This window comes from Paenibacillus dendritiformis (assembly GCF_021654795.1).
Classification (GTDB): Bacteria; Bacillota; Bacilli; order Paenibacillales; family Paenibacillaceae; genus Paenibacillus_B.
In genome coordinates, this window is sequence record NZ_AP025344.1 from 4,922,082 (window position 1) to 4,948,612 (window position 26,531).

The 26,531-nt window shown below is 56.9% G+C and carries 23 protein-coding genes, 2 pseudogenes and 1 riboswitch; of the genes and pseudogenes, 19 read left to right on the forward strand and 6 right to left on the reverse strand.

The window, feature by feature from the left end; genetic code table 11:
* Positions 1 to 101: 101 nt before the first annotated feature.
* The 3 genes from deoD to L6439_RS21855 all read right to left on the reverse strand — a co-directional run bounded on the left by deoD (position 102) and on the right by L6439_RS21855 (position 3,953).
* Positions 102 to 812, reverse strand: coding sequence for a purine-nucleoside phosphorylase (deoD, locus tag L6439_RS21845; protein ID WP_168178624.1), 711 nt, complete (start codon positions 810 to 812; stop codon positions 102 to 104).
* Positions 813 to 850: 38 nt separating this feature from the next.
* Positions 851 to 1,855: a DNA-binding transcriptional repressor DeoR gene (locus tag L6439_RS21850; RefSeq protein ID WP_213470747.1), complete on the reverse strand. Its 1,005-nt coding sequence runs from the start codon at positions 1,853 to 1,855 to the stop codon at positions 851 to 853.
* A gap of 235 nt (positions 1,856 to 2,090) precedes the next feature.
* Complete coding sequence (locus tag L6439_RS21855; protein ID WP_168178641.1) at positions 2,091 to 3,953, reverse strand: bifunctional metallophosphatase/5'-nucleotidase; 1,863 nt, start codon at positions 3,951 to 3,953, stop codon at positions 2,091 to 2,093.
* Between the two features lie 359 nt (positions 3,954 to 4,312).
* Here L6439_RS21855 and L6439_RS21860 point away from each other — a divergent pair, with 359 nt between their 5' ends.
* The 13 genes and pseudogenes from L6439_RS21860 (at position 4,313) to L6439_RS21915 (ending at position 18,142) form a co-directional block, all read left to right on the forward strand.
* Positions 4,313 to 6,667, forward strand: coding sequence for a S9 family peptidase (locus tag L6439_RS21860; RefSeq protein ID WP_213470749.1), 2,355 nt, complete (start codon positions 4,313 to 4,315; stop codon positions 6,665 to 6,667).
* A 71-nt stretch (positions 6,668 to 6,738) separates the two neighbouring features.
* A riboswitch (SAM riboswitch) is annotated at positions 6,739 to 6,850 on the forward strand.
* A 113-nt stretch (positions 6,851 to 6,963) separates the two neighbouring features.
* Positions 6,964 to 7,968, forward strand: coding sequence for a methionine ABC transporter ATP-binding protein (locus L6439_RS21865; protein WP_168178627.1), 1,005 nt, complete (start codon positions 6,964 to 6,966; stop codon positions 7,966 to 7,968).
* Position 7,969: 1 nt separating this feature from the next.
* Positions 7,970 to 8,629, forward strand: coding sequence for a methionine ABC transporter permease (locus L6439_RS21870; RefSeq protein ID WP_168178628.1), 660 nt, complete (start codon positions 7,970 to 7,972; stop codon positions 8,627 to 8,629).
* Positions 8,630 to 8,682: 53 nt separating this feature from the next.
* The gene (locus tag L6439_RS21875; RefSeq protein ID WP_168178629.1) at positions 8,683 to 9,528 is read left to right on the forward strand and encodes a MetQ/NlpA family ABC transporter substrate-binding protein; all 846 of its coding nucleotides are present in this window, start codon (positions 8,683 to 8,685) and stop codon (positions 9,526 to 9,528) included.
* Positions 9,529 to 9,555: 27 nt separating this feature from the next.
* Complete coding sequence (locus L6439_RS21880; protein WP_213470751.1) at positions 9,556 to 10,659, forward strand: iron-containing alcohol dehydrogenase family protein; 1,104 nt, start codon at positions 9,556 to 9,558, stop codon at positions 10,657 to 10,659.
* Between the two features lie 112 nt (positions 10,660 to 10,771).
* Positions 10,772 to 11,833 (forward strand): DUF2332 domain-containing protein, encoded by a 1,062-nt coding sequence (locus L6439_RS21885; protein ID WP_213470753.1) that lies wholly within the window; start codon positions 10,772 to 10,774, stop codon positions 11,831 to 11,833.
* Between the two features lie 129 nt (positions 11,834 to 11,962).
* The gene (locus L6439_RS21890) at positions 11,963 to 12,745 is read left to right on the forward strand and encodes a TrmB family transcriptional regulator (protein WP_168178631.1); all 783 of its coding nucleotides are present in this window, start codon (positions 11,963 to 11,965) and stop codon (positions 12,743 to 12,745) included.
* A 95-nt stretch (positions 12,746 to 12,840) separates the two neighbouring features.
* Complete coding sequence (locus tag L6439_RS21895; protein WP_213470755.1) at positions 12,841 to 14,310, forward strand: MFS transporter; 1,470 nt, start codon at positions 12,841 to 12,843, stop codon at positions 14,308 to 14,310.
* Positions 14,311 to 14,750: 440 nt separating this feature from the next.
* Positions 14,751 to 15,176 (forward strand): annotated as a pseudogene (locus tag L6439_RS29780) (ATP-binding cassette domain-containing protein); the annotation flags it as partial.
* Positions 15,177 to 15,248: 72 nt separating this feature from the next.
* The gene (locus L6439_RS29785) at positions 15,249 to 16,205 is read left to right on the forward strand and encodes an ABC-F family ATP-binding cassette domain-containing protein (RefSeq protein WP_420540599.1); all 957 of its coding nucleotides are present in this window, start codon (positions 15,249 to 15,251) and stop codon (positions 16,203 to 16,205) included.
* 179 nt (positions 16,206 to 16,384) lie between these two features.
* The gene (locus tag L6439_RS21905; protein WP_213470760.1) at positions 16,385 to 17,122 is read left to right on the forward strand and encodes an MBL fold metallo-hydrolase; all 738 of its coding nucleotides are present in this window, start codon (positions 16,385 to 16,387) and stop codon (positions 17,120 to 17,122) included.
* Between the two features lie 46 nt (positions 17,123 to 17,168).
* Complete coding sequence (locus L6439_RS21910) at positions 17,169 to 17,384, forward strand: hypothetical protein (RefSeq protein WP_213470761.1); 216 nt, start codon at positions 17,169 to 17,171, stop codon at positions 17,382 to 17,384.
* A gap of 155 nt (positions 17,385 to 17,539) precedes the next feature.
* Positions 17,540 to 18,142: a hypothetical protein gene (locus L6439_RS21915; RefSeq protein ID WP_213470762.1), complete on the forward strand. Its 603-nt coding sequence runs from the start codon at positions 17,540 to 17,542 to the stop codon at positions 18,140 to 18,142.
* A 280-nt stretch (positions 18,143 to 18,422) separates the two neighbouring features.
* Here the strand turns inward: L6439_RS21915 and L6439_RS21920 are convergent, their stop codons facing one another.
* Complete coding sequence (locus tag L6439_RS21920) at positions 18,423 to 19,172, reverse strand: class I SAM-dependent methyltransferase (RefSeq protein WP_213470763.1); 750 nt, start codon at positions 19,170 to 19,172, stop codon at positions 18,423 to 18,425.
* Positions 19,173 to 19,643: 471 nt separating this feature from the next.
* On the opposite strand from L6439_RS21920, the gene L6439_RS21925 reads away from it, so the two are divergent.
* Positions 19,644 to 20,408: a class I SAM-dependent methyltransferase gene (locus tag L6439_RS21925; RefSeq protein WP_168179017.1), complete on the forward strand. Its 765-nt coding sequence runs from the start codon at positions 19,644 to 19,646 to the stop codon at positions 20,406 to 20,408.
* A gap of 176 nt (positions 20,409 to 20,584) precedes the next feature.
* Positions 20,585 to 22,120: pseudogene (locus L6439_RS29790) on the forward strand (IS1182 family transposase).
* Positions 22,121 to 22,197: 77 nt separating this feature from the next.
* On the opposite strand, the gene L6439_RS21935 reads toward L6439_RS29790, so the two are convergent.
* On the reverse strand, positions 22,198 to 22,908 hold the full coding sequence (locus tag L6439_RS21935) for an ArsR/SmtB family transcription factor (protein ID WP_168179015.1): 711 nt from the start codon (positions 22,906 to 22,908) through the stop codon (positions 22,198 to 22,200).
* Between the two features lie 95 nt (positions 22,909 to 23,003).
* Here L6439_RS21935 and L6439_RS21940 point away from each other — a divergent pair, with 95 nt between their 5' ends.
* From L6439_RS21940 to L6439_RS21950, 3 genes are all read left to right on the forward strand, one after another.
* Positions 23,004 to 23,624: a flavin reductase family protein gene (locus tag L6439_RS21940; protein WP_213470764.1), complete on the forward strand. Its 621-nt coding sequence runs from the start codon at positions 23,004 to 23,006 to the stop codon at positions 23,622 to 23,624.
* Between the two features lie 297 nt (positions 23,625 to 23,921).
* Complete coding sequence (locus L6439_RS21945; RefSeq protein WP_168179013.1) at positions 23,922 to 24,638, forward strand: DUF421 domain-containing protein; 717 nt, start codon at positions 23,922 to 23,924, stop codon at positions 24,636 to 24,638.
* A 20-nt stretch (positions 24,639 to 24,658) separates the two neighbouring features.
* Positions 24,659 to 25,030, forward strand: coding sequence for a DUF4363 family protein (locus tag L6439_RS21950; protein ID WP_213470765.1), 372 nt, complete (start codon positions 24,659 to 24,661; stop codon positions 25,028 to 25,030).
* On the opposite strand, the gene L6439_RS21955 is transcribed toward L6439_RS21950, so the two are convergent.
* A complete protein-coding gene (locus tag L6439_RS21955) occupies positions 25,027 to 25,437 on the reverse strand; it encodes a hypothetical protein (protein ID WP_213470766.1) in 411 nt (136 codons plus the stop codon). The genes L6439_RS21950 and L6439_RS21955 overlap by 4 nt on opposite strands.
* A 183-nt stretch (positions 25,438 to 25,620) precedes the next feature.
* On the opposite strand from L6439_RS21955, the gene L6439_RS21960 reads away from it, so the two are divergent.
* Positions 25,621 to 26,526, forward strand: coding sequence for an ABC transporter permease subunit (locus L6439_RS21960; RefSeq protein WP_213470767.1), 906 nt, complete (start codon positions 25,621 to 25,623; stop codon positions 26,524 to 26,526).
* The last annotated feature ends 5 nt before the right edge of the window (positions 26,527 to 26,531 follow it).

Genomic DNA, 26,531 nt, shown 5'->3' on the forward strand with positions numbered 1-26,531 from the left:
CAGCCCCCCCTTCTATCTCACAAAAGAAAAAAACGACATCTCTGTCGTTTTTAGCGATAATTCATCATTTCACATCATGATTTCATAAATTCTGTCCCGCCTTATTCCTGCGCCACCGCCAGATCCAGGGCCAGCTCAATCATCTCGGTGAAGGTGCTCTCGCGCTCCTCGGCGGTCGTCATCTCGCCTGTCAGCACATGGTTCGACACGGTCAAGATCGACAGCGCGTTGACCTGATGCCGAGCCGCGAGCGTATACAGCGCCGCCGTCTCCATCTCCAGCGCCAAAATCTGATAGTCGGCCCACAGTTGAATTTCGTCGCGATCCTCCATATAGAACGTATCGGTCGTCATCACGTTGCCGACCTTGACGGGAAGCTTTTTTTCACAAGATAGATCATAGGCCTGCTTCAGGAAGCGGAAATCTGCCGTCGGCGCAAAGTCAATGCCCCGGAAGCGGCGCTGGTTCACCGCTGAGCTGGTGGAAGCGCTCATCGCGATCACGATGTCCCGCAGCCCTACGGTTTGCTGGATCGCCCCGCAGGTGCCGACGCGGATCATATGCTTGACGCCGTATTCGTGAATCAGCTCATGCGCGTAGATCGAGATGGAGGGCACCCCCATTCCCGTTCCTTGAACGGAGACCCGCTTCCCTTTGTACTTCCCCGTATAACCGAGCATGCCGCGCACCGCGTTATAGCAATGCGCCTCTTCCAAAAAAGCATCCGCAATAAACCGGGCCCGTACCGGATCGCCGGGCAGCAGAATCGCCTCGGCGATCTCGCCTTGCGGAGCGCCAATGTGTACGCTCATATCTGTCATATCCTCCCCATTATGATGTAAACGCCTGCTCAGTACAGAGGAATGCTAGAGAGAGGGAAGGAAGAGGTTGGCCCCTCCCGATGAAGCCGCTCCTGTTCCTTGTCGGCAAGAGATTTGGCCGTGAACTGATCGGTAATGAGCACGTTCGCATACCCCGCCTGAAGCGCGCCGAATATCGCCTCCACCTTGCCCGGGCCGCCGGCGACCAGGATGGAATGCTCCTTCCGGGCGAGCGAATCGAGCGAGATTCCGATCGTCCGCGCGTCCAGTTCAGGCAGACAGATCCGGCCATCGGCATCATAGAACCGGGCGCAAATCTCCCCGCAAGCCCGGCCTGCCAATTCCTCGGCCTCTTCTTCGGTAAAGTATTGCACCGGTAAAACCGGAGAATTCGGGGCAGGAGCGCCTACGCTGTACAGGGCGATATTGGCCTGTTCCCCCATGTCCAGGACGGCGCGCATATTCCGCTCGGACTCTATCGCCTGCTTCACCAGCGGGTGATCCACGATAACGGGAAGCGGCAAAAAATACGGAGACGTATGATAAGCGCTGCCAAAGAGCTGCATAATCTCGCAGCTGTACGTATTCGCTTTCGAATGACTTACGCCGCCCTGACACTGCACCACACTGACATTGCTTACATGCTTATGGTTCAACTTTTTCGCTACCTTATAAATCGTCTCCCCCCAAGCCAAGGCAATCCTGTCTCCATCGGTGACCAGCTCATCCAGATAGCGCGCGGCATCCTCGGCCAAATACTCTCCGATCAGGTTCTCCTCATAATAAGGCACCGGGACGACAATCGCCGTTTTCAAGCGGTATTTGTCCTGCAATAGGGAGGCAAGCCGATGCGTATCCTCGGACGGATCCTGAATACGAATCTGCACCACTCCGTCCTCCCGCGCCTGCTGCAGAAATCGGGAGACGGTAGGCCGGGACACGCCAAGCTTGTCCGCGATATCCTGCTGGCTGCAGTCCATGAAATAATACATTTTCGCAGCGTCAATCATTTTTTTGATTTTCTCTTGATCCATCCCAAGCCACCCATCTATCCAATGTCGAATATAGGAAAAACGGTCTATGCCTCCTATTATAGCATTGTCGCCGCATCTTATCATTCGGCTTTCCCGGAAGGCGGATGACATTCCCGGACATGCAGAACGAGAACAAGCGCCCCCTGCACAATCGCCGGGGAGCGCTCGCCGCATTACGCTCAGCCAATTTATTTACCGCGCGGCAGGGCACGAATGATTTTCGCCTTGCCCCGGATTAGTTGACCCTCACAATGCGATTCTCTACTTTGGGATGAATGACCTTGGTGCTCACCAAGTGTTCTTCTACGATATCGTAGAACGTATAGCCGGTATCCAGCACCTGATCCTTCTTCAGCATCGAGTATCCGTCCCCGCCGGACGTAATGAAGTCATTCGTCGCCACCTTGTATGTCTTCTCCGGATCGAGCGGCTGCCCGCCCACCTTCACCTCGGTGACCCGTTCGCCAGCCGGCTTCTTCACGTCATAGACGAAGGACATGCCGCCTACCTGAAGGAAGGAGCCCGGGAGATCGTCTGTATTCTCCGCTCCTCTCACCGACACCTCCAGCGCAGCCTTCAGATCGGCCCCGGTCGCCTCGACGATAGTCAGCGTGTTCGGGAACGGAAGAATGGAGTAGAGATCCTTCTTCGTCATGTCTCCCGCCTGCTTGCTGGCGCGGATGCCCCCGCCGTTGACCAGGGCGACATCGGCTTCATAGCCCTTGATTGTTTTCGTCTTCGCGATAAGCGCATCGGCAATGAAGTTGCCCAGATTGGTCTCCTTCGCCCGGACCTGCGTCCGCTCGCCGTCCAGATCGACCTCCGTCTTGCCGATGACGGCCTTCATCGATTCCTCGACCTTGGCCACGACATCCTGCACGAGCTTCTCGATCTCCGGATCCGCCTTCACGCTCTCGTCATACTCGACCAATCCGCCGCTGAACCCGACAAGCTCCTTGTTGTAATAGAACAAATCCACGCGGCCCAATGATTTGCCGTACTCCCAGTCCTGTACGATATACGTCCCGTTCACGACTTCCGGCGTATGAATCGGCGTATGGGAGTGGCCGCCGATGATGAGGTCGATGCCCGAGACGTTCTTCGCGATCTCCCGGTCTTTGTCCACGCCGATATGGGAGACGATAATGACATGATCCGCTTCCTTCTTCATTTCCGGTACCAGTTCTTTGGCGATATCCACCGGATCTTTGAATGTCAGCCCTTTCACATTGTTCGGATGCGTGACGATTGGCGTTTCTTCCGCGACGAAGCCGATGAAGGCGAACGTCTCGCCGCCCACCTTGGTAGTGACCGCCGGCACGAGCAGGTTGGCGCCGTCCGCCTTGAAGACGTTGGCGCTAATCATCGGATACTTGAGCTGATCGCGAAGCTTCAGCAGCTGCTCGTAGCCGAAGTCGAATTCATGGTTCCCGGCCGCCATCGCCGTGTAGCCGAGCGCATTGAGAATCGGAAGAATCGATTCTCCCTTGAACTGGTTCGTATAGATCGTGCCCTGGAACGTATCTCCCGCATCCATCAGGAGGAAATTCTTGTTCTCCTTCTCCCATTCCTTGACGAGCGTCGCGATTTTGGCGTAACCGAACTCCTTGCCCTTCTGATCCTCCTGAATGTGGCCGTGCACATCATTCGTATGGGCGATCGTAATATGCTCCGTCAGCGCGGCTCCCAATGCTTCCGTGAACTGCTCGCGGGTCACGGAGCCGCCGGCGGGCAGCTCCAGCGCAACGCCCAGCTTCTGCGCAATCTCGGCAAGGCGTTCGGCGGAAGGCGCCTGTCTGTCATTGGCGCTTTCCTGCTCCGTAATCGCGCCCTGTCCGGCCGCCCAGTCCAGATATCCCTGCGCCCAATAGCCGCTGCGCTCCGGAATGGACGCCCCGGTTCCTCTCGCAATCAGCGCGATAGCTTCCCCCAACGAGACGGGCCGCTCGAGCCGCAGATCCCCTTGCTCATAGCCTGCAATGATATGCTTCTGCTGCATCCATTCATTGTGCTCCACCGGTTGAAGCGGGGCGGCAAAGGCCGATGCCGAAAACAGCATCCCCAATGCGCCGGTCACGAGAAATGAAGCCGCTTTCATTTGGAATCTCAAAAAATTCACTCTCCCTTTCATCTGGTTGATAGAATGACGACATAAAAGTGAACAAATGTAAATATACTAAATTCCTTTTTTCAATTCATAGTATACCTAGTTTATTTTTCGGCGGTCAAGATAAAGTTTCATGCGCAGGAAGGATGGAAAACATCGATTTTCCAAGCATCATCTCCCTTTAAAAATGAACATTTGTAAAATTGTATATTGCATAACGAATGATACGAAACGAACTTGCGTCACACCTGCCGCTGGCCGGGCCCCTTCCTCTCCCAAGTTCATGCTCCGTTCATAATCGTTGTATAGGATGAAGCTGCATACATCGAACGATCAGGAGGAATGGCGATATGAGTAAAAGGATATCCCGCGATCTGTATGATCGCGCCGCGAGACTGATGAGCGCCGAGTGGCACCGGTACGTCTTCAACGGCCGTGTCGTGCCGAACTGGCTTGCCGGCGGGAACCGGTTCTGGTACCGGCGCGACGTGCGGCTTGGCAGAGAGAAGGGAACCGAGTATGTCCTCGTCGATCCGGCGGCGAACGCCTCGAAGCCGGCCTTCGATCATGAACGCCTCGCCGCTTCCCTTGGCCGGGAGCTTGGCCGGAGGCTGGATCGCCATCATTTGGAGCTGGATCGGCTGGAGCTGCCCGAATCATGCCGCCTCATTCGCTTCGACATGGACGGGGAGCGGTGGGAATGCGATCTGTCCGGCTATCGGTGCACCCGCCTCCCGGCCCGGCCGCGCCCAGAGCCGTACGAGCTGCTCTCTCCCGACGGGCAGTGGGGCGCCTACGCCGAGAAGCATAATCTGTTCATCCGCCATATCGAGAGCGGCGAAGTGCGGCAGCTGACCTTCGGCGGCGAGCCTGATTATGAGTATGCGGGCAGTGTGGAGGCGATGAACCTGAATCTCCGCCCCGAAGCCAAGTCTTTCCCGGCCGCCTTATGGTCGCCCGATTCGACGAAGCTCCTGACAATGCGGCTCGATCAGCGTTCGCTCCGCGAGCTTCATCTGCTTCAACACGTGCCGTCTGCCCCAAGCGGGGATCTCCGGCCTGTCCGGCATTCGATGCGCTATGCTTGTCCAGGAGATCCCCATGTCCCGCTGGCCGACATCGTCATCTGCGATATTGAGCGGGAGGCCAGCATCGCCGTGGAGGCGCCCCGGATTATCCTCTGTTCCGACAGCCCCTTCAGCCCGCTCGCGCCGCAGGCCGGCTGGAGCAAGGACAGCAAGCAGGTCTTCTACCTGTCGATGGCCCGCGATTACCGTTCGGCCAAGCTGATCGCCGCCGATGCGGAGACAGGGGCGGCGCGAATCGCCGTCGAGGAACAGAGCGATACGTTCCTGTTCATCGATCTGTATCATTTCGGCAATCTGGACCTGTACCTGCGGCCGGATCCGAACTTCCGTCTGCTGCATGACGATACGGCCCTCTGGCTCTCGGAGCGCGACGGGTACGCTCATCTGTATCTGTTCGACAGCCGCACGGGACAGCTCATCCGGCAGATTACGTCCGGCGAATGGAACGTCCGGCGTCTGGCGGCCGTGGATGAGCGCCAGCAATGGATCTATTTCATGGCCAGCGGCCGCGAACCGGGGCGGGATCCGTACTGCCAGCACCTGTACCGCATCCGTCTCGAAGGCTCGGGCCTGACGCTGTTGACGCCGGAGGATGCGGATCATAAGATCGCCTTCGCTCCGGATCTGAGCTGCTTCACGGACACGTATTCGCGCGTCGATCTTCCCCCGGTATCCGTGCTGCGCCACAACGACGGCACCCTCGCCCGGGATCTGGAACGGGCCGATATCGAGCTGCTGCTGGAGCAGGGCTATCAGCTGCCGGAACGATTTACGGTCAAGGCCGCGGATGGAGAGACGGATCTGTACGGCATTCTGGTCCCTCCCGCATCCCGCGAACCGGGGCGGAAGTATCCGCTGATTGACTATTTCTATGGCGGGCCCCAGCTTCTCAATACGCCGAAGTCGTTCCTGTTCGAGGCCCCCCTTGATTTCTCCGGCGGCGCCCAATCGTTCGCCCAGCTCGGCTTCGCCGCGATCGTGATGGACGGGACGGGGACGCCGTACCGCTCGAAGGCGTTCCATGACACGTCCGACGGCAGGCTGGAGCATGCGGCCGGATTGGCCGATCATGCCGCCGCCATCCCGCAGCTGGCCGAACGCTACCCGTTCATCGATCCGGAGCGCGTCGGCATCTGGGGCGTCTCCGGAGGCGGCTACGGCTCGGCCCGGGCCATCCTGACCTATCCCGACGTCTATTCCGTCGCCGTCTCGGGGGCCGGCAATCACGATCAGCGCGCCTACATTGCGGCATGGGGCGAGCGCTTCCAGGGGCTGCCCGGCAAAGAACATCCGGGGCGGTACGCCCGTCAGGACAACGCCCGACTGGCGGCCAATCTGAAGGGCAAGCTGCTGCTCGCGCACGGCGATATGGATGACAACGTCCATATCGCCCATACGATGCAGCTCGTCGATGCGCTGATTCGGGCGAACAAGGACTTCGATCTGCTCATCATGCCGAACGTCAATCACAGCATTCAGTCCAACCGCTATTTCATCCGGCGCAAATGGGATTATTTCGTGAAGCATCTGCTCGGGGCCGAACCGCCCGCCCAGTATGAGATCGCGCCGGAGGCGCAGCATGCGGCCGCAGAGGCCGCTCCGCCTATTCCCGACTAATCCTATGAAAATAAAATTGACAACCGCCGCAATCCTGTGTATGATTCTCACATGACAATTTCATTTTCTTGACCTTATCAAGAGCGACTGAGGGAATAGGCCCTATGACGTCCGGCAACCTTACCCATTTGCGGTAAAAGGTGCTAAATCCTACAGAATGCGCGGCATTCTGAGAGATAAGTGGTTCCTAGCGATGCAATGCAGCCTCTTTCTCTCCTGAAAGAGGCTTTTTTCATTCGCTGGAATGGATGCCGGACGAACGGGCCGATACAGATGGACATTGGAGTGTGAGAGAGATGATAGAGATAAGGAATCTCGTCAAGGAGTACCGGAGCAAGACGGGAACGGTCGTCGGTGTCGATCATGTCTCGCTGCATATCGAGAAGGGCGACATCTACGGCATCATCGGGCGAAGCGGAGCGGGCAAAAGCTCCCTGCTGCGCTGCATCAATCTGCTGGAGCAGCCGAGCTCGGGCAGCATCCTCGTCGACGGCGTCGATCTGACCAAGCTGCAGGGCGAGCAGCTCCGTCAGGCCCGGTTGAAAATCGGGATGATCTTTCAACATTTTCACCTGATTCGATCCAAGACGGTCTACGAGAACATCGCCTTCGCGCTCAAGGCGAACCGGACATCCAAGGCGGATATCGAAGCGCGCGTGACCGAGCTGCTGGAGATGGTCGGCTTGGCCGACAAGCGCGACGTCTATCCTTCGCAGCTGAGCGGCGGCCAGAAGCAGCGGGTGGGCATCGCCAGAGCTCTCGCGAACGATCCGCATGTGCTGCTCTGCGACGAGGCGACATCCGCGCTCGACCCGGAGACGACTCAGTCCATCCTCGACCTGCTGCAAAAGATCAACCGTGAATGGAAGCTGACGATCGTGCTGATTACCCATGAGATGGAAGTCGTCAAGGCGATCTGCGATCGGATGGCGGTCATGCAGAACGGCCGCGTCGTCGAGGAGGGACCTGTCTATGATATCTTTGCGAATCCGCAGCATCCGATGACCCGCTCCTTCATCAGCAGCCTGTTCCAATTCGAGCTGCCCGACCGCTTGCTCCGGAACGGCGCCGGCACCGTCGTCAAGGTTCACTTCGTCGCCCCGCAGGCGGAGGAAGCCGTCATTACCGATATGCTGAAGAGGTTCGACGTCATGGGCAATATCCTGCATGGCAAAATCGAATATATCCATGATGCGCCCCTCGGCATCCTTATCCTGGAGCTGAACGGCGACCCGGCCGAAGTCCGGCGGGCCATGGATTATATCGCATCGCGAACGCACCGACTGGAGGTAATCAGATAAGATGGACTCCCTCATACAGATCCTGCCCGATCTGTACAAGGCGTTTTTTCAGACCTTGTATATGGTGGGCATCTCATTAGTTGCCGCTTTAATTCTGGGTCTTCCTATTGGAATAATATTATTTGTGACGGATAAAGGACTGTTCCTGGAAAACCGCCTGACCCGCGTGATCCTGGGCTTCTTCGTCAACATGATCCGGTCGATTCCGTTCATCATCCTGCTCGTCACGCTGCTGCCGCTGACGAAGCTGATCGCCGGCACCACCATCGGCCCGACGGCCGCATCCGTCTCGTTATCGGTTGCCGCTGTCCCGTTCTTCGCCCGGCTCGTCGAGACCGCGCTGCGCGAGATCGACAAGGGCGTCATCGAAGCGGCGGTGTCGATCGGGGCCACGCCGTGGATGATCATCAAGGATGTGCTGCTTCCCGAAGCGAAGCCCGGCATCGTCCAGGGGATCAACATCACGGCCATCAGTCTTGTGGCCTACTCGGCCATGGCCGGGACGATCGGCGGAGGCGGCATCGGCGATCTGGCGATCCGCTTCGGGTACTACCGCTATGACAATATGGTCATGTTCACCACCGTCATCATCCTTATCTGCCTTGTGCAGCTCATTCAATATGCCGGCGATTTCGCGGCCAAAAAGGTAGACAAGCGCTAACGCAAGCTAACGGAGGCTTCAACATCATTTCACATATTATGGAGGGTATCATCATGAAAAAGACAGTCATTCTTCTCTCGCTTATCCTGACATTCGGCCTGCTGGCCGCCTGCGGCAGCGGTTCGTCCTCCAGCGGCGGGGACAATGCGAAGCAGGAGGAGAGCAGAACGTTGAAGTTCGGGGCCACCGCAGGCCCATACAGCGATATGCTGACGAAGGCGATCAAGCCGATTATGGAGAAAAAAGGCTATACGATCGAAATCGTCGAATTCGGAGATTACGTGCAGCCGAATCTGGCGCTGTCCAACGGCGATCTGGACGCAAACCTGTTCCAGCACAAAATCTATATGGATAACTTCGCCAAGGAGAACAAGCTAGAGCTGACCGATCTGATCGCCGTACCGACGGCGCCGATGGGCATCTACTCCTCGAAATACAACTCGCTCGACGAGATCGCCGAGGGCAGCACCGTCGCGCTGGCGAACGATCCGACCAATCTGGCCCGTTCGCTGGGGCTGCTGCAGGATGCCGGCCTCCTGACGATCAAGGACGACATCGATCCGCTGCGCGTCTCGGAGAAGGACGTCAAGGACAACCCGAAGCAGCTCGTGCTGCAGCCGATCGAAGCCGCCCAGCTGCCGCGTGCCGTCGACAGCGCCGATCTTGCCCTCGTGCCGGGCAACTTCGCCCTCGCGGCCAAGATGAATCTGCTCGACGCGCTGAAGCTGGAAAATATGCCGGATGATTACCGCAACCGGGTCGTCATCAACACGGCCGACAAGGATAAGGCCTTCGCGAAGGATCTGAAGGAAGCGGTCGAGTCGCCGGAATTCGAGCAGAGAATCGATGAACAGTTCCAGGGCTTCGGCAAGCCGGAGTGGATGCTGAACCGGAAGTAAGGAAGAACCGATGGGGAGGGATTGGAAATGACAACGCTGGAACAGCCCCTTATCGTCAGAGGGGCTCCCGCCATCTACCGCTGCGAAGCCGGCATCCTGGAGAAGCTGGAGTCCCTGCTCCAGCCGTACGGCTGCCGCCGGGCGCTCGTCGTGCACGGCGAGCGCTCCTGGGAGGCCGCGGCTCCGTATTGGCCGCGGCAGACGGAGATGACGCTGCTGACGCTGGCGTACCGCGGCGAGTGCACGCTGGCGGAGGCCAGCCGCATCGCCCGCGAGGCACGGGAGGCACAGGCCGATATTGTGCTCGGCGTCGGCGGGGGCAAAGTGATGGACCTCGTCAAGGCGGCAGGCATCGAAGCCGGACTCGACACGGTGCTCGTGCCGACGCTCGCGTCGAACTGCGCGGCCTGGACGCCGCTCAGCGTGTTCTACGATGAACGGGGCCGCTTCACGCATTACACGCTCCATCCGAGAAGTCCGCTCATGGTGCTGGTCGATCCGCAGATCGCCCTGCGCGCGCCGGCCGCTTACCTGCGGGCCGGCATCGCCGATACGCTGGCGAAATGGTACGAGGCCGCCGTGCTCGTCCGCCAGTGGAGCCAGCCGCCCGCGGCCGTGAGGATCGCGCACCTCACGGCCCGCCTGTGCCAGACCGCTCTGCTGGAGCACGGCCCGCAGAGCGTTCGGGATGCCGAGCGGCAGCAATTGACGGACGCGTTCACGCTCGCCGTCGAGACGATCATTATGACGGGCGGCACGGTCGGCGGCTTCGGCGACCATGCGGGGCGAATCGCGGGGGCCCATTCGATCCACAACGGGCTGACGGCAGCCCCCGCGACGCATCAGCTGCTCCATGGGGACAAGGTCGCCTATGGCATTCTCGTCCAGCTCGCGCTGGAGGGCAATCTGGCCGAAGTCGAGCGCCTGCTGCCATTCTACCAGGATATGGGCCTCCCCCGCCGCCTGTCCGATCTCGGGCTGTCCGCTTCGGATCGCGAGACGCTGGACCGCGTCGCGGCCGCGTCTGTCCATCCGCAGGAGTCGATTCATCTGATGAACCGGAACGTGACGGCGGACGATGTGCGGCAAGCGATGCTGCAGCTGGAATCGGCGGCCGCCGGAACATCATAGCGACTGGAGGGCGGGGGCGCAGGCTCCCGCTCTTTCTCTGCCTCGGCAATCACTTTTCTTAATCGCCTCGACAAAAAACTAGAAATATCACTTATCACCCGCTCGTTGTAAAATGGTGGAAAAAGGAGGGGTTGATTTGGCTAACGCAAGCTTGTCCGACCGTTTCGCACGCTTTGCGCGTCAAGAATGCGCAGGATCCTGCGATCTGTACGAGCATCTGGCGCTGCGCATCGCCGCCGACAATGAATTGCTCCGGATCGCCTCGCATGCAAGACCGGGCCAGCCGGTGCCGAACCTGCTCTTCGGCGCGGTTCAATACTTGCTGCTCTCCGGCGCCGATCACGAGCTGCGCCGCTACTATGACGGACTCGTCGAGGAGCCGGGAGACATCCGGCAATCGTTCCCGCCGTTCAAGGATTTCTGCCTCAAATACGCTGACGGTATCGTTACGCTCCTGAAGACCAAGATCGTACAGACGAACGAGGTCAGGCGCTGCGCCTATCTGTACCCGAGCTTCTGCCACATCTACGAGAACATACGCAAACCGTTGGCGCTGATCGAGATCGGCACGAGCGCGGGACTGCAGCTGATATGGGATCAGTACGGGTATTCCTACGGATCCGGAGTTGTGTACGGCAACCCGGCCGGAGAGGTCCGGATCGCGGCGGCCATTATCGGAGGCGGAGACACTGCCCCGCCGCTGCTGCCGCACAGTCCCCCTGTTACCGCCCGGATCGGCGTCGATCTGCATATCAACCAGTTGTCCGATCCGGAAGACCGCCGATGGCTGCGGGCTTTGATCTGGCCCGGACACCGGGACAGAGTCGCGCTGTTCGACGATGCGGCCCGCTGCCTGACCGGACAGCCGGTGAAGCTGATCGAGGGAGACGGGACCGAGCTGCTCCCGAGTCTCGCGGCCGGCATTCCCGACGACGCGGCCATCTGCGTCTTCCATACCCATGTCGCCAATCAGATGCCGCCGGAAGCGAAGCGGCGCCTTGAGCAGCACATCAGGGAGATGGGCAGCAGACGCGATCTGTTCCACCTGTACAACAATATGTGGGACGCGAATCTGCATCTGGATGAATATATCGGCGGGGTTGAACGCAGAACGGTGCTTGCCGAGACCGAAGGACACGGGCGATGGTTCCGCTGGATCGATCCCGGCGCATAAAAAACCGAGCAGCGCCCTCTTGACTGCCGTCCATCTCTATAGTAGTATTTCTAAATAATACTATGCGATGACCTTCAAGCAAGCTCTCTCCTTGCTTGAGCATCTGTACCGAGAGGAGGTTGCCATCCGATGATCGAGGAATTGCGCAAGCTGGGCCTGTCCGAGCTGGAAGCGAGATGCTATCTGGCGCTGCATGCGGAGCCGAAGATTTCAGGCTATGAAGTGGCCAAAAAGGTCTCCGTCTCCCGCACCAACGTGTACGCCGCATTGCGCTCCTTGACGGACAAAGGCGTATGCCGCGCGATCGAAGCGGACCCCGTCCTGTACGATGCCGTCCCGATCGAACAGCTCGTCCGCATGCTTCAATCCGATTTCGAGCAGACCGCACGCACGCTGGTGAAGCATCTGAAGTCTCCGCCGCAGTCGGCGGCGTCCTTCTATAATTGGCAGGGCGACAACGCGATTCGCACCGCCATCCGGCGCCTTGCGGCCAATGCGGACAAAAGCATCGTCGTCGACATTTGGGCCGAAGATGTCCATTGGGTCGAGGAGCCGCTGCTGGAGGCGGAGCGGAGAGGCGTCTTCGTGACGCTGATCGTGATCGGGGAATGCGCCGTCCGGCTGAACCGCGTGCTGTTCCATCGCCGAAGCGATGCCTGGGACGCGTCGGAGGCGAGGAAGTTCTCGATTCTGTGCGATTCCCGCTCCGCTCTGCTCGGGAGCTTCGGCAGCACCGTCAAGCTGTCCGCCCTGGAGACGAATCATCCCGCCGTCGTCGAGCTGCTGCTGAACGGCTTCTACCACGACGTCATTATGGATCGGGTCGAGCAGGACTTCGGCGGCATGTTCACTGAACGCTACGGCGATCATTACGATGACATTATTCACCCTTACCGGAAATACTTAGATTAATTCTGCGGAGTATTTCCTCTTTTTTGGAGAGTTTGTAGTAGTATTTACGAATACTTCTAAGGCAAAAAAACCATCTGACGCAAGGAGATTTTACTATGAACAAAGTGTATGCGCAGGCAGCCCCGGCATTCGATGCCAGACGCTGGTGGGCCCTGGCCGTCTTATTGCTCGGCACCTTTATGGTAATTCTGGATTCGTTCATCGTCAATGTCGCAATCCCGTCGATACAGACCCAGCTCCAGGCCGGCGCTGCGCAAGTGCAATTCATCGTCGCCGCCTACGTGCTGTCGTATGCCGTGCTCCTCATTCCCGGCGCCCGCCTCGGCGACCGCTTCGGCCGCAAAAAGATGTTCATCGCCGGCATGCTTGTCTTCACCGCCGCCTCGGGGCTGTGCGGCATGGCGGCCAGCGCAGCGTTCCTTATCTTCGCCCGGGTGCTCCAAGGGATCGGGGCCGCCATCCTGATCCCCCAGGTGCTTACGATCATTCAAGTGATATTCCCGCCCGAGGAAAAAGGCAAGGCGATCGGGTTCTACGGCGCGGTCAGCGGACTGGGGCTTATCGCCGGACAGATTATCGGGGGCATCATTTTGCATTGGAACGGCTGGGGCTTGGGATGGCGGTCCGTCTTTCTCATCAACCTCCCTATCGGAATCGCGGCGGCGCTGTGCGTCATCCCGCTGGTGCGCGATACGCGGGCGGAGGAGCAGAAGAGCATGGACATAACCGGCATTGCGATCCTGACCTGCAGCCTGCTGCTCTTGATCTATCCCCTGATCGTCGGGCGGGAAGCCGGCTGGCCGCTGTGGGTATTTCTCAGCTTCGCCGGAGCGGCGCTCAGCCTCGTCCTGCTGATGCTTCATGAAGCCGGGATGGCCAAGCGGGGGCATCATCCGCTGATTCCGCCCGGTCTGTTCGCCGGAAGGGCCTTCACCCTGGGCGTGCTCGCGATACTGGCGTATCAAATCGGCAACAGCGGCTTCTTCCTCGTCGTCTCGCTGACGCTGCAGGACGGCTTGTCGCTGGCCGCGATGGATTCGGCGCTCGCCTTCGTACCGATCGGCGCGGCCTTCTTCCTCGGCTCGCTATGGGGCCCCCGTTGGGCGCGGGACGGGCGGCCGGTACTGGCCTGGGGCGCTCTCGCCTTGATGGCCGGCTACGCGGCCGTGCTCCTCATGACGATGGCGGCGGGCGCCGAGCTCTACTGGCAGCAGCTGATCGTCCCGTTCCTGCTCGTCGGATTCGGCCAAGGGCTGGTCGGCGCTCCGCTGATGGGCACGATTATGTCCGCCGTCCGCCCGGAGCATGCCGGCTCGGCTTCCGGCATGCTGAGCACCTGCATGCAGACCGCGAACGCGCTCGGCGTGGCCGTCATCGGCACTCTCTTCTTCTCGGCCTTGAGCCGGCACGAAGAAGGAAGGACGGGAGCAGATGCGATCGTGCCGTATCTCGGCTCCTTCCAGGCGGCGCTCCTCTGCAGCCTGGGGCTGGCGCTCGTAACGCTGCTGCTCGTCGTCGGGCTGCGCAGGGCCCAGCGGGCGCAAGCCGGGGCCCATTCTACGTAATGGCCGTTTGGCATGACTTGACATTTAGACGCGTTGATCCGTATACTTCACACTGTAAGGAATTAACTTTGTAATGAGGTGGAAAGGAAAATGTTGCATTTATCGACTGTTCTTCAACGGGATTTGGCTTAAGACGGGATAGATCTGCCCATTTTTAGCTTTAAGCCAACCGAAGAGCAGAAGATAAAGAACCGATTTCCTTTCATGCATATCAATGGGTATGGGTAAGGTGCGCGTTCGCCTTGCCCATTTTTTGTATATTTTTTCGCATGGCCGATACAATTGAAAACTGTCTTTATTTTGCTGTTCTCCCGGTTGGCTTCCTAATCTTGAAGCGAACAAAGGAGAGAACCGATATGAGCATTGTCACGGTTGAACAACTGTCCCATATGTACGGGGACAAGAACGTATTTCACAATATCAGCTTCCGCCTCGTGCGGGGAGAGCATGCCGGACTGGTCGGCGGCAACGGGGCGGGCAAGTCGACGCTGCTCCGCATTCTGTCAGGCGAACTGCTTCCCGATCGCGGCACCGTCGAATGGCTGCCGGGCATCCGAGCCGGCTACCTGCAGCAGCATATCGATCTGCAGGCGGGGACGTCCATTATCGAGTATTTGCGCACCGCTTACGCGGAACTGTACGCGATGGAAGCCCGCATGAATCAGCTCGCGGCCCGGATGGCCGAAGGCGGGGGCGATCTCGATTCCTTGTTGACCCGCTATGGCGGGCTGCAGCAGCGGCTGGAGCATTCCGGCTTCTATCTGGTCGATGCGAAGATCGAGGAGGTCGCGGCCGGACTGGGCATTCTCGCGCTCGGCCCGGATCGCGACGTGAGCGAGCTGAGCGGCGGCCAGCGCACGAAGCTGCTCTTGGGCAAGCTGCTGCTGGAGCAGCCGGATGTGCTGCTGCTCGATGAGCCGACCAACTATTTGGATGACGTGCATGTCGAGTGGCTGATCGGATATTTAACCCGGTACGAGCAGGCCTTCCTCGTCGTCTCCCATGACGAGCGGTTTCTCAGCGCGATCACGACGACAATTTATCATCTGGAGCACCAGTCTATTCGGCGTTATTCCGGCAACTACGAGCAGTTCAAGCGCAGCTATGCATTGAACAAAGAGCAACTGCAGGCCGCTTATGCGCGACAGCAGCGGGAGATCGAGCGGCTGGAGGCCTTCATTCAGAAGAACCGCATCCGCAAGGCGAAGCAGGCCAAAAGCCGCGAAAAAATGCTGGAGCGGATAGAACGGATCGACAGGCCGCCGTCCGGACCGCAGCCGCGTTTCGCCTTCCGGGTGCATGCCGATCCGGCAGGCACGGTCATCGAAGCGCGGCAGCTTCAGATCGGCTACCGCGAGCCGCTGTTCGCTCCGGTCGACTTGGCCGTGAAGCGCGGAGAGAAGATCGCCATCGTCGGCTCCAACGGGATCGGGAAGTCGACGATGCTCAAGACCTTGCTCGGCCTCATTCCGGCTCTGGGCGGCACTGTGCAATTCGGCGACCGCGTTGCGGCCGCCTATTTCGCCCAAGAGGAACAGCCTCCCGAGCATAGCCCCTTAGAGCATTTATCGGCGCTGCGTCCGGATATGACGCTGAAGGACTTCCGGCGCCTGCTCGCCCAATCCGGACTGACCGAGAAGCATATCCGGAAGCCGATCCGCCTCCTGAGCGGCGGGGAGCAGGCCAAGGTTCGGCTGTGTGCGCTGATGCTGACGGACAGCAATGTGCTGGTGTTGGATGAGCCGACCAGCCATCTCGACGTCCGCGCGAAAGAAGCTTTCCATGACGCGCTGCGGAAATATGCCGGCACGATCCTGCTCGTCTCCCATGAGCCGGATTTCTACCGGAATTGGGTCTCGCAAGTATGGAATGTGCAGGAGTGGAGCAAGAGGTAACACAGAGAGGGGAGCCGGCCATATTCTTGCGCTTTGACGGAGCGGCCCGGGCCCTCCGTCCCCCATCGCCTTGCCCGCCGCCGAACCCTGAGATAACGGGAAGCGGCGGCGGGCAGGAAAATAAAGGATAATCGCCAACCGCTTACGCATGCAATCGGTTGTGGAAGAGGGGAATTGACATGAAACATCTGCATTTGCTTCAGATCGAATGTGAATACAATGAACAGCGGCAAGCCATCGCCCCGGTCCTGCTTCAGGATGGCGACGATACGATACTCGTCGACTGCGGGTATCCGGATTTCGGGCCGCTGCTCGAAGAAGCGGCCAATCGGCAGGGCATCCGCCTTGACTCGATGACCGCTCTAATCGTAACCCATCACGATATGGACCATATCGGGTCGCTTGCCGCATTGTCACGGGCCTACCCGCGCATGGGAATTCTCGCGCATGAGCTGGAACAGCCGTACATCGAAGGCAAGCGCAAGCCGCTGCGGCAAGAGCAGGCGGAATCCACGCTCGACGCCTTGCCGGAGGAAGCCAAGAAGGGGGCGGAGCAGTTCATCCGCTTCCTGCAGTCGATCGAGCCGGCCCGGGTCGATCGGACCGTGGCCCACGGAGAGCGGCTCCCCTGGTGCGGCGGCATCGATATCGTCCATACGCCGGGGCACACGTCCGGGCACATCTCGTTGTATCTTCCCGCGTGCAAGACGCTCATCGCGGGAGACGCCGTCGTCATTGAGGACGGACGACTGAATATCGCCAATCCCCGGCACGCTTGGGATTTGAAGGAGGCGGTCCGCTCCGTTCGTCGCCTCCTCGATTACGATATCGAGCGAATCATCTGCTACCATGGGGGCCTGTACGATCGCGATGTCCGGCAGGCGCTCCGGGAACTCGTACATGCCTATACGCCTTGAGCGGGATCGTTGTCCCATCAACAGCGCACCAGGAAGCAGGGCAAGAATGCGGAACAAGACGGGACAAGAGGCGCGGGCAAAGCGGCGGAAGAGGGAACAGGCAGGGAAAGCCTGCGTGAAGGCAGCAATTTGCGCTCTTGAAGCGCCATGTCATGAGATTGGTGAAAAGTACATTATTTTCGTTGCTATTTGCCTTTCATCCCTAGGCATGGCTGAAATTCCTGCAGTTTTCAGGCTGTTGGAAAACCCCTGTTTTTTGTGAAGGGGTGGAGAAGGTCCATTTTCCTCATCCAAACTTTGGCTCTTAGAGCGCTTTAAATCGATTTTTTTCTACCGGGAGAAGAGATCCATCACAGGTGAAAAGGCCCATAGACTACTCAATGGCCTGATTTTACGGGATCCAAGCGACCGCGTCGGATGCTGGGGGCATCATCGCCTTCAGGAAGCATTATCCGTCCTGCTGGAAGCACTACCGGCCTGCTGGAAGCAATATCCGTCCTGCTGGAAGCACTACCGGCCTGCTGGAAGCATTATCTGTCCTGCTGGAAGCACTATCGGCCTGCTGGAAGCATTATCTGTCCTGCTGGAAGCATCGTTGCCTTCCTGTGGCTTGGACGTGCGGAGGAAATTGCTGCTATTTTACAGGAATTTCGGCTTAATAAGTCCCCATCCCGAGGAATTGCTGCAAATCTACATCATTTTAGGCCCTTTTGCTTCAAACCGAAGCGAAACGGGGGAAATTCCTGTAATTTTGCAGGATTCCCTTTCTGGAATAGTCGTCCATATCGAATTGCTGTATTTCTGCAGGATTTCGCCTGCCGAATCGGCGTGTCTGGAAAAATCGTGGAGTTTGCGGATTTCGCTTACCGAATCGGCGTGTCTGGAGAAATCGTGGAGTTTGCAGGATTTCGCCTGCCGAATCGGCGTGTCTGGAGAAATCGTGGAGTTTGCAGGATTTCGCTTACCGAATCGGCGTGTCTGGAAAAATCGTGGAGTTTGCGGATTTCGCCTGCCGAATAGGCGTGTCTGGAGAAATCGAGGAGTTTGCGGATTTCGCCTGCCGGATGGGCGTGTCTAGGGAAATGGTGCAGTTTTCAGGATGGTGGAAATATCCATTTTCCTGCTCAAAACTTCTTTCTCAACAGCCTGAGTTTTGCAGGAACTCTTGCAATGAGATACACGACATGAAGGAAAACTGTACTTTTGCAGTTCTCGGCGAGTCGAGCATGAAGAAGCAAGAGGGCTGTCTCACCGCAGCCAAGACCTCTGGTGGAACAGCCCCTTGCGACTCGCCCGGATGTTAACGGCGGGCCATGATGAGGAAGCGCGCCGAATTGGTCCGAATGCCCCGTTCAGTCCCGTTCGCCGCGATGAACCGCTCGAAGCGTTCGGCATCCCCCTCGATTTCTCCGAAGCCAGGAATAATCGGGGTATGCTTCAGCAGGAACAGCAAATCCTCGGCCCCGCCTAAATATTCGGCGGCATCGTATTCATCGCAATGAATCTCGGTGAAGCCCGCTTCCTTCAACTGCCCGGCGCAGCGGCGCATCAGCGTTCCGTTCGGCTCGCCATAAGCCTGGCCGCGCCCGAACGCCTCCTTCACATTCCATTTGTCGCGCTCGCTCACCTGCTGCGTGATGAATACGCCGCCATCCGTCAGCACCCGGGCCGCTTCCCCGGCGGCGAACGGAGCATGGCGGCAAATGACGGCGTCGAACAGCCCGTCAGGGAACGCCAGCTCTTCCGCGTCCATGCATGCAAACCGGACATGGCGAACGGACGAGCGAGCCGCATGGCGGCGGGCCGTCTCAATCATGCCCGGCGACCGATCGATCCCGATGGCCAGCCTCACAGCTTGCGCCAGCGGCAATAATGTCTCACCGCCGCCGGTGCCGATATCGAGCAGCACATCGGTCGGCTTGCACCATTCCCTTACCTTCGCGCCGTAATCCCACGCCGCGCCTTCGGTAACCGATCGCACGGAATTGAACTCCCAGCCATTGATCGATCCAATCCGGTCATAAAAAGCTTTTTCATCAAATGCAATCATCGTTCATTCTCCTTCCAATGGGTATCGCCTGACAGGAACTTGCGCCGCCGCGTTCGCTCCGGTACCGGGTCCCAAGGGCAGACTGATCCCTTGATGGCTGGCACGCGTATTAACCCAGCCCGGAGACTATCTACCTCGAACGATTCGAAACGGCATTCCCATCACCCCGTTGGAAAGATATAATCAAATTATACGCATTCAGTATGCACTTCAACAAGCGACATCATCAAGAGGCATACATTCAAGAGTTATTCAATCAAGAGTTATTAAATCAAGAAGTATTCAATCAAGAAGTATTCAATCAAGAGGTATTCATTTAAGCCCAACCTGCCAGCGGAAAGGAGAACGCCCATGCGATCGATCGAGCACGAGACCTAACAACCTTGCCCTTATGCCCGTGGTCCGCCGGATCGTATCCGGATAGAGTGACATTCGAGTTGCGGAATAACGAACTGGAGGGACCTGGATATGATGACAACAGACAAGCAATTTCAATGGTGGATAGAACAAGCGAATCAGCCGTTCTCGGGATGGGATTTCTCGTATATTTCCGGAACGGGCCGCATGAGCAGCGACTGCTTGGACTGGTCGTACGGCAGCATGGCCATTCCGCTCATGCAGGGCTCGCAATCGATGCTGGATATGGGAACCGGCGGCGGCGAGCTGCTATCAAGACTGAGGCCATGGCCGAAATCCGTCTGCGCCACGGAAGGCTATCCGCCGAATCTGACCGTCGCCAAGGAACGGTTGGAGCCGCTGGGCGTGACGGTCCTCCCGGTGGAGGATGACGAGCATCTCCCCTTCGCGACCGGCCAATTCGACCTCGTGCTGAACCAGCACGAATCCTATTCGCCGCGGGAGGTGCGGCGGGTACTCGCCGATGGCGGCTTCTTCTTCACCCAGCAAGCGGGCGGCAGCGATTGCTTCGAGATCAACGAACGGTTCGGCGTGCCGCTGAATGAAGAATTTGCGGAATGGAAGCTCGATATCGCCGTCCGGGAACTGCAGGAGCACCGCTTCGAGGTCGTGAAGCAGGCGGAGCAATTCCTAAGCCAACGCTTCTATGATGCGGGCGCGCTGATCTATTATTTGAAGGCCATTCCGTGGCAGATTCCTGATTTCGAGGTCGAGAAATATAAAGAAGAGCTGTACGGCATTCATCAGCTTATCGAACGGCAGGGCTATTTCGAGGTCACGCAGCACCGGTTCTGGTTGCTGGCCATTGCATTGTCCTAGACCGCCGCACGCAGCAGCTGCGCATCGGCAGGGGGGTGTCCCAAAAGTCATTGAAAATGACACGGGACACCCCTTTTCTCAAAAATGTAAAACAAAAAGAAACCGTTTCTTTAGTAAAATGGAAGTACCACCAACCATCTACGAAAGGAGCGGTTTCTTTGTACATTCAATAAAACATGAGCCAACTGTGCCTGCCAATGGACTTGGAAGAAGATATCCCTGCAAATCACCTCGTTCGTATCATCAATCGAGCGGTGGATCGTCTGGATGATCAGATCTTTGCCTCCGCTTATCCAGGCGGCGGACGTCATAACTACCATCCGAAAATGCTCGCCAAAATCATCATCTAGGCTTATACCCAGCGTATCTATTCTTTTCGTCAAATTGCCAAAGCGGTGCGTGAGAATATTCCATTCATGTGGCTTGCAGCCAGACAACGACCGGATTTTCGCACCATCAACCGCTTTCGGTCCGAGCGGATGAAGGATGTGCTCGAACAGATTTTCACCTCCATTCTTGGTTTCCTTGTCGAGGAAAATTACGTTAAGCCCGAACATTACTTTGTAGACGAAAATCGAAGCCAATGCCAATAAGTATTCCTTTGTCTGGGGAAAAGCCGTTGTAAAGCCCAAAACTAAAGTGCAAGAAAAAGTAAAGACGTTGTTTGCAAGCATTGAAGAAGCGGAGCGTCAGGAAGAGCAGGATCTGCAAGGGCAAGATTAACGAGAGCTTGGGGAATCGAGCGAGGTCACGAGCGAGAGCTGGAGAAAGCCGTAGAGCACCTGGAACAAAAGCTGCAAAAGCAACCCAAAAACAAACCGCTCAAAAAAGCAGTTCGGCTGTGGCGTAAAGATCTCCTGCCTCGCTTGCAAAAATATGAACATCATCAGGAAGTGCTCGGAGAATGGAACAGCTACAGTAAAACCGACCCGGACGCTACCTTTATGCGAATGAAAGAAGACCACATGAAAAATGGACAGCTCAAGCCTGGTTATAATGTACAAATTGGCACCGAAAATCAGTTTGTGGTCGGATACCGTTTGCATCAGCGGCCTACGGACACCCGTTGCATGAAACCTCATTTAGAGAATGTGAAGAACGCGCTGGGCAAGCTGCCGGGAACGATTATAGCAGACGCGGGTTATGGAAGCGAAGAGAACTACGCCTGTTTGGACGAAGAAAACGCAGAGGCTATCGTGAAATACAGCACGTATCATCAAGAAAAATCAAAGAAATGGAAACAAGATGTCAGCAAGATCGACAATTGGGAATATAATGAACAAACGGATACATGGACGTGTCCGGGCGGACAAGTTCTTGGATTCCGGTATGAGAGCAAGCAAAAAAACGAGAGTGGTTATGAAATCAAACTTAGGCATTACCGAAGTCAGGATTGATCGAATTGCCCCCTCAAAGCAGCCTGCACCAAGGCCAAAGGGAATCGAGAAATCCGAGTAAGCATGAAGTATCTCCGCTCTAAGCAACAAGCGAGGGAGAAGCTGCGGAGCGAAGAAGGATATGCCCTGTCGGTTCGACGAATGGTCGAACCGGAACGTGTGTTTGGACAAATGAAAAACAACAGAGGATCCAGACGCTTTCTGCTTCGAGGCCTGTTAAAAGTAAGCCTCGAGGTCGGGTGGCTTTCCCTTGCCCCTAATTTGCTCAAGTGGGCAGTGATGAAGCAAAAAGGTCTAGTAGGGGAAGCAGTGTAACCCCTAACTCGACCTTTTTTACGAATTTTACGGCCATCCTACAGGGAGTAAAAAACTACTTATGAGCCCCCCCTTTTTTACGAATCCAATCCTGGCTCCCGCTCCATATCCATCCCGAATAGGTCCTTGAAGCCCTGCTTGCCGGCCGCCGTAACCGTGACGGCCCTTGTCCCCGTCAGACGTTGAATCCAGCGAAGGTCTAACCATTTATCCAGCAGGGCATGGCCGAGCGCGCCCGCCAGATGATGGCGCCGCTCGCTCCAATCGAGACAGCAATGGCTGAAAGAGCGCCGCTTGGCCCGGGTTCGCCCCAGATCGATGCCCAAGTCCGCCAAAAATTGCTCGCCGTTAGCCGTAACGGCGAATTCCTTCTCTCCCTTAACCAGGAGCCCTCTCGCCAGCAGCCCCTCCGTGACCTGCACCCCTGCAAATCCGGCCAGGTGATCATAGCAGGTTCTTGCATAGCGAACCGCCTTGTCCTCCACCGATTGCTTAAGAGACGAAATGACAGGAGGCGGGGCAATAGACAGCATCGTCTCCATCACCTGGGCCACTTCTTGATTCCGGATGCCGTAATAACGGTGCCGCCCATGCTTCTCCACACTGACGACATCCGCTTCCGACAGCTTGGCCAGGTGGAAGCTGGCCGTCTGCGGCTTAATGCCCGCCATATAGGCCAATTCGCTCGCCGGATGAAAGCGGCCGTCCAGCAGTGCGGTCAATATGGCCGCCCGCGACGGCTCGCTGACAAGCGAAGCGATGATAGCGACGTTCGCATTGGCTTTCACCATGATCTCCCCTTTGCATTCCATATTTCGATGATAATTGAAATATTGCTATTTTACAATAAATACGAATGACAAAGCCAAAGGAGAATGCAAACATGAAGCAACTGAATTCTATCCCCAAAACCAAAGTAATCCGCCCGAAAATTTTATATTACGGGATGCCTGTCATCTTGCTGAACACATTGAATGAAGACGGAACGGTCAACATTAGCCCGATGTCCTCGTCCTGGGCCTTGGGAGATTCGATTGTCTTGGGAATCGGTCCCGGATCGAAGGCGCTCGAGAATGTGCAGCGCCATCCCGAGTGCGTCATCAATGTCCCCGGTCCGGAGCTGTGGAAGCAGGTCGAGCAACTGGCTCCTTACACCGGGCGAAGCCCTGTCCCTGACTTTAAGAAACAGATGGGATTCACGTATCACAAAGACAAGTTCGAACGGAGCGGGTTGACTCCCGTTCCTTCAATGGCCGTGAAGCCGGCACGAATTGCGGAGTGTCCGCTTCAGATCGAGGCTCAAGTCCGTCATATTCGCATCTCGGACAGCGCGCTTCCGTTCGCCATCGTCGAGACGCAGACCATTCAGGTGCATGCGCACGAGGAAATCATTCTCGGGGAGCACCATATCAGCCCGAATCGGTGGAGCCCCCTTATCTATAATTTCCGGCACTACTTCGGTCTCGGCCGTGCGCTCGGCAAGACGTTCAAGTCGGAGACCTAAGCGGAACCGACCGAACCGGCGTCCGGGAACAACGATGAAGATACGGATAGCCTTGCGGATCATTCAATTCTGTAACAACCGGCCGGCATCAAGTGTGATCAATGTATCGATACGATATATATTGAACACGCGGATGGCAAGCCATCGGCCGCCAAGGCAAGCGCCTCGCTCTGACCCTCATCGCCCGAATAGCTGCCGCATGGACACGGACTTCTCCGTAATCCATGCGGTGTTTTTGCATATTCCAGTCCCTCCCGGGAAGACTAATTCAAAAATAGGGAAAGGCTGGGATAGCACATGATGGAGGAAACCTGGGTCGTCATCGTCCGATCCATAATCGCCTTCTTCAGCCTCGTGATCTATACACGGCTATTAGGCAAGCAGCAAATGGGGTCCCTCTCCTACTTCGACTATATTAACGGCATCACGATCGGGTCCTTGGCGGGAACGCTGGCAACCGATCTGTCTTCGAAGGGCTGGCTGCATTTCATCGGGCTTACAGTGTTCGTAATCATTACGTTTCTATTCCAGATTGCGACATTGAAAAGCCGATTTTTCTCCAAAGTGATCGATTCCGAACCAACCGTAGTGATTCAGCACGGCAAAATTCTGGAGCAGAACTTGAAGAAAATGCGCATTCGCTTCGATGAAATCATGATGCTGCTTCGCGAGAAAGATACGTTCGATATCACCAAGGTCGAATATGCCATCCTGGAGCCGAACGGGGGGCTCTCCGTCCTGCTCAAATCCGAGGATCAGCCATTGACGCCGAAAGATCTGAATCGGGCCGTCACGCCTGCCCGCATGATGACGGATGTCGTCCATGAAGGCAAAATTTTGACCGGTAACCTCGAACGAAGAAACAAGACGACGAAATGGCTTCATCATGAGCTAAAGAAGCAAGGGGTCGAAAATATCAAGCAAGTCAGCTTTGCGGCGATCCTGCCTGATGACACGCTATATGTCGACTTGTATAAAGATAACCTGTCCAATGAAACGGATAACCGCGAATAGTTATTAGCGAGGTGATCAGCATGAAAATGAGAAAATGGCTGATGTTGGCCCTGGCCGCTCTTCTTCTCGTCCTTTTCGGAGCCGTCCTGGGCTCGGGCAATGTATTGAAGCAGCCGATGGGCAAAGAGGATCGGCTGCTGGAAGCGGTCCAGTCCATAGAGCAGCATATCGAGAAGAAGAATTGGAAGCAGGCCAAGGACAAAGTCGACTACGCCTCCAATGCATGGAGACGTATTGTCAATCGGATTCAATACAGTGTCGAACGCGAATACATGTACGATATTTCCGGCATCCTCAGCCGCATCCGGGGCGGAATCGTAGCCAAGGACGATGCCGCTGTGATGGAAGAGGTCTATTTTTTCTACGAGCTCTGGGAAAATCTCGGCCGCTAACTCACGCATTCCCCCGTCAACGCTTCATACATCCGTTCCAGCGCCGCGGCCCCTTGCTCCTCCGCCCACTTCGCGGCCATCAGGAGAGCCTCCGCCTCGCTCGCAATCGCCGGCTCGTTAGGCTCTCCGCCATGCGGGAAAGGGAACAGCCGCTGCAGCCCGCGGAGAGCGCCTCCGCCACGGTGAATCGGCTGCAGCCCCTTTGTCCGCGCCTCCAGCCGATCCGCGTCATCACTGTCCGTTACCCGCAGCATGCAGACGAACTTCATCGGCAGTTCGTTCCGCTTCGTGTACGGAAGCGCCCCATCCTGCTGCGGATCGCGGCAGTACAGCTCCTGCTTCTCATCGTCATAGCCGTCGTTCAGCCCGAACTCCGGCCTGAACAGACTCCATCCGATAACCGGCAAGCCCTGATCGGTACTCGCTTGGGCGAACTCTATCGTTTCCCTCTCTTTATCATCATGAAAAACAGCGCCGATCGATAAAATATGGGACCCGATTTGCAAAAAAATGAATAAAAATGTAGACGAATTGACCAGTGTATGATATCACTAACATAAGGTGAAATAGGTGAATATTAGGAGGAAATGATGAGTTTTCGAGCACAATTTCTGCGAACGTTAATCATCAGCATCTTTGCGATGCTGATGGTTATCCTCATCGTATTGTTCCCGCGCGACCTCGATATTCATTATGATGAATACAAGGTCAACGTCAACTATGGCTTTAGTTGGGTAAAGTACGGGAACAATATCAAGGTTTTTTTTGCCGCTCTGTTCGATGAGGGAAGCCTTGGCAACGATCGTTACAATCTTCCGATCGTGACGGTCGTGCTGGTGTCCGTGGCCAAGAGCCTGGCCGTCATCGTCACGGCGCTCGTGCTGAGCTTCGGACTCGGCGTACTGAAGGGAATTATGGACTACAAGTTGTCGCGGACGAAGTGGAACTTTTTCGGCAATTGGACGACCTGGCTTTTCCAATCGCTGCCCGATTTTCTGGTTCTGCTGCTTATCCAGTGGTATGTCATCCGCTATCTGCCCTTTATCCGCTTTTTCTCGACGGAAGAATGGTACTCCTTTCTTCTGCCCGCCGTGCTGGTCTCGATATATCCGACGATGTATATCGCGCGCATCACGAGCGCTTCCATTGCGGAGCAGGAGAGTAAGATGTACATAACGGTAGCGCGTGCCAAAGGCTTGACCCAGCGTCTCATTTTTTACAAGCACGTCTTCTATAACAGCTTCGGCACGATTTTGACGCATCTCTCTTCCCTTTTCGTCTATGTCTTGTCCAATCTGCTGATGGTCGAGTACTTCATGAACTTCCCGGGAGCGGCCTACCGATTGTTTCTTGCTATCGATTACAGCGTCAACTTCGGAACCGGCCCCAATTATGAGCCCGGCGTCATCATCGGCATCGCCTTCTGCTTCATGATCATGGTGCTTATCGTCCAATGGATCAGTCTGGCGGCGAGAAGACATTTCGAAGCGAGGTAAGGAAG

What these genes read in the sequence shown, in the direction of transcription:
- L6439_RS21885 (WP_213470753.1), top strand. Translation starts at nt 10,772, where the DNA reads ATGGTGGAAAAAGGAGGGGTTGATTTGGCTAACGCAAGCTTGTCCGAC.
- L6439_RS21880 (WP_213470751.1), top strand. Translation starts at nt 9,556, where the DNA reads ATGACAACGCTGGAACAGCCCCTTATCGTCAGAGGGGCTCCCGCCATC.
- L6439_RS21920 (WP_213470763.1), bottom strand. Translation starts at nt 19,172, where the DNA reads ATGATTGCATTTGATGAAAAAGCTTTTTATGACCGGATTGGATCGATC.
- L6439_RS21875 (WP_168178629.1), top strand. Translation starts at nt 8,683, where the DNA reads ATGAAAAAGACAGTCATTCTTCTCTCGCTTATCCTGACATTCGGCCTG.
- L6439_RS21890 (WP_168178631.1), top strand. Translation starts at nt 11,963, where the DNA reads ATGATCGAGGAATTGCGCAAGCTGGGCCTGTCCGAGCTGGAAGCGAGA.
- L6439_RS21960 (WP_213470767.1), top strand. Translation starts at nt 25,621, where the DNA reads ATGAGTTTTCGAGCACAATTTCTGCGAACGTTAATCATCAGCATCTTT.
- L6439_RS21865 (WP_168178627.1), top strand. Translation starts at nt 6,964, where the DNA reads ATGATAGAGATAAGGAATCTCGTCAAGGAGTACCGGAGCAAGACGGGA.
- L6439_RS21870 (WP_168178628.1), top strand. Translation starts at nt 7,970, where the DNA reads ATGGACTCCCTCATACAGATCCTGCCCGATCTGTACAAGGCGTTTTTT.
- L6439_RS21905 (WP_213470760.1), top strand. Translation starts at nt 16,385, where the DNA reads ATGAAACATCTGCATTTGCTTCAGATCGAATGTGAATACAATGAACAG.
- L6439_RS21850 (WP_213470747.1), bottom strand. Translation starts at nt 1,855, where the DNA reads ATGGATCAAGAGAAAATCAAAAAAATGATTGACGCTGCGAAAATGTAT.
- L6439_RS21950 (WP_213470765.1), top strand. Translation starts at nt 24,659, where the DNA reads ATGAAAATGAGAAAATGGCTGATGTTGGCCCTGGCCGCTCTTCTTCTC.
- L6439_RS21940 (WP_213470764.1), top strand. Translation starts at nt 23,004, where the DNA reads ATGAAGCAACTGAATTCTATCCCCAAAACCAAAGTAATCCGCCCGAAA.
- L6439_RS21860 (WP_213470749.1), top strand. Translation starts at nt 4,313, where the DNA reads ATGAGTAAAAGGATATCCCGCGATCTGTATGATCGCGCCGCGAGACTG.
- L6439_RS21915 (WP_213470762.1), top strand. Translation starts at nt 17,540, where the DNA reads ATGCTGGGGGCATCATCGCCTTCAGGAAGCATTATCCGTCCTGCTGGA.
- deoD (WP_168178624.1), bottom strand. Translation starts at nt 812, where the DNA reads ATGAGCGTACACATTGGCGCTCCGCAAGGCGAGATCGCCGAGGCGATT.
- L6439_RS21945 (WP_168179013.1), top strand. Translation starts at nt 23,922, where the DNA reads ATGATGGAGGAAACCTGGGTCGTCATCGTCCGATCCATAATCGCCTTC.
- L6439_RS21910 (WP_213470761.1), top strand. Translation starts at nt 17,169, where the DNA reads ATGCGGAACAAGACGGGACAAGAGGCGCGGGCAAAGCGGCGGAAGAGG.
- L6439_RS21895 (WP_213470755.1), top strand. Translation starts at nt 12,841, where the DNA reads ATGAACAAAGTGTATGCGCAGGCAGCCCCGGCATTCGATGCCAGACGC.
- L6439_RS21925 (WP_168179017.1), top strand. Translation starts at nt 19,644, where the DNA reads ATGACAACAGACAAGCAATTTCAATGGTGGATAGAACAAGCGAATCAG.
- L6439_RS21855 (WP_168178641.1), bottom strand. Translation starts at nt 3,953, where the DNA reads ATGAAAGCGGCTTCATTTCTCGTGACCGGCGCATTGGGGATGCTGTTT.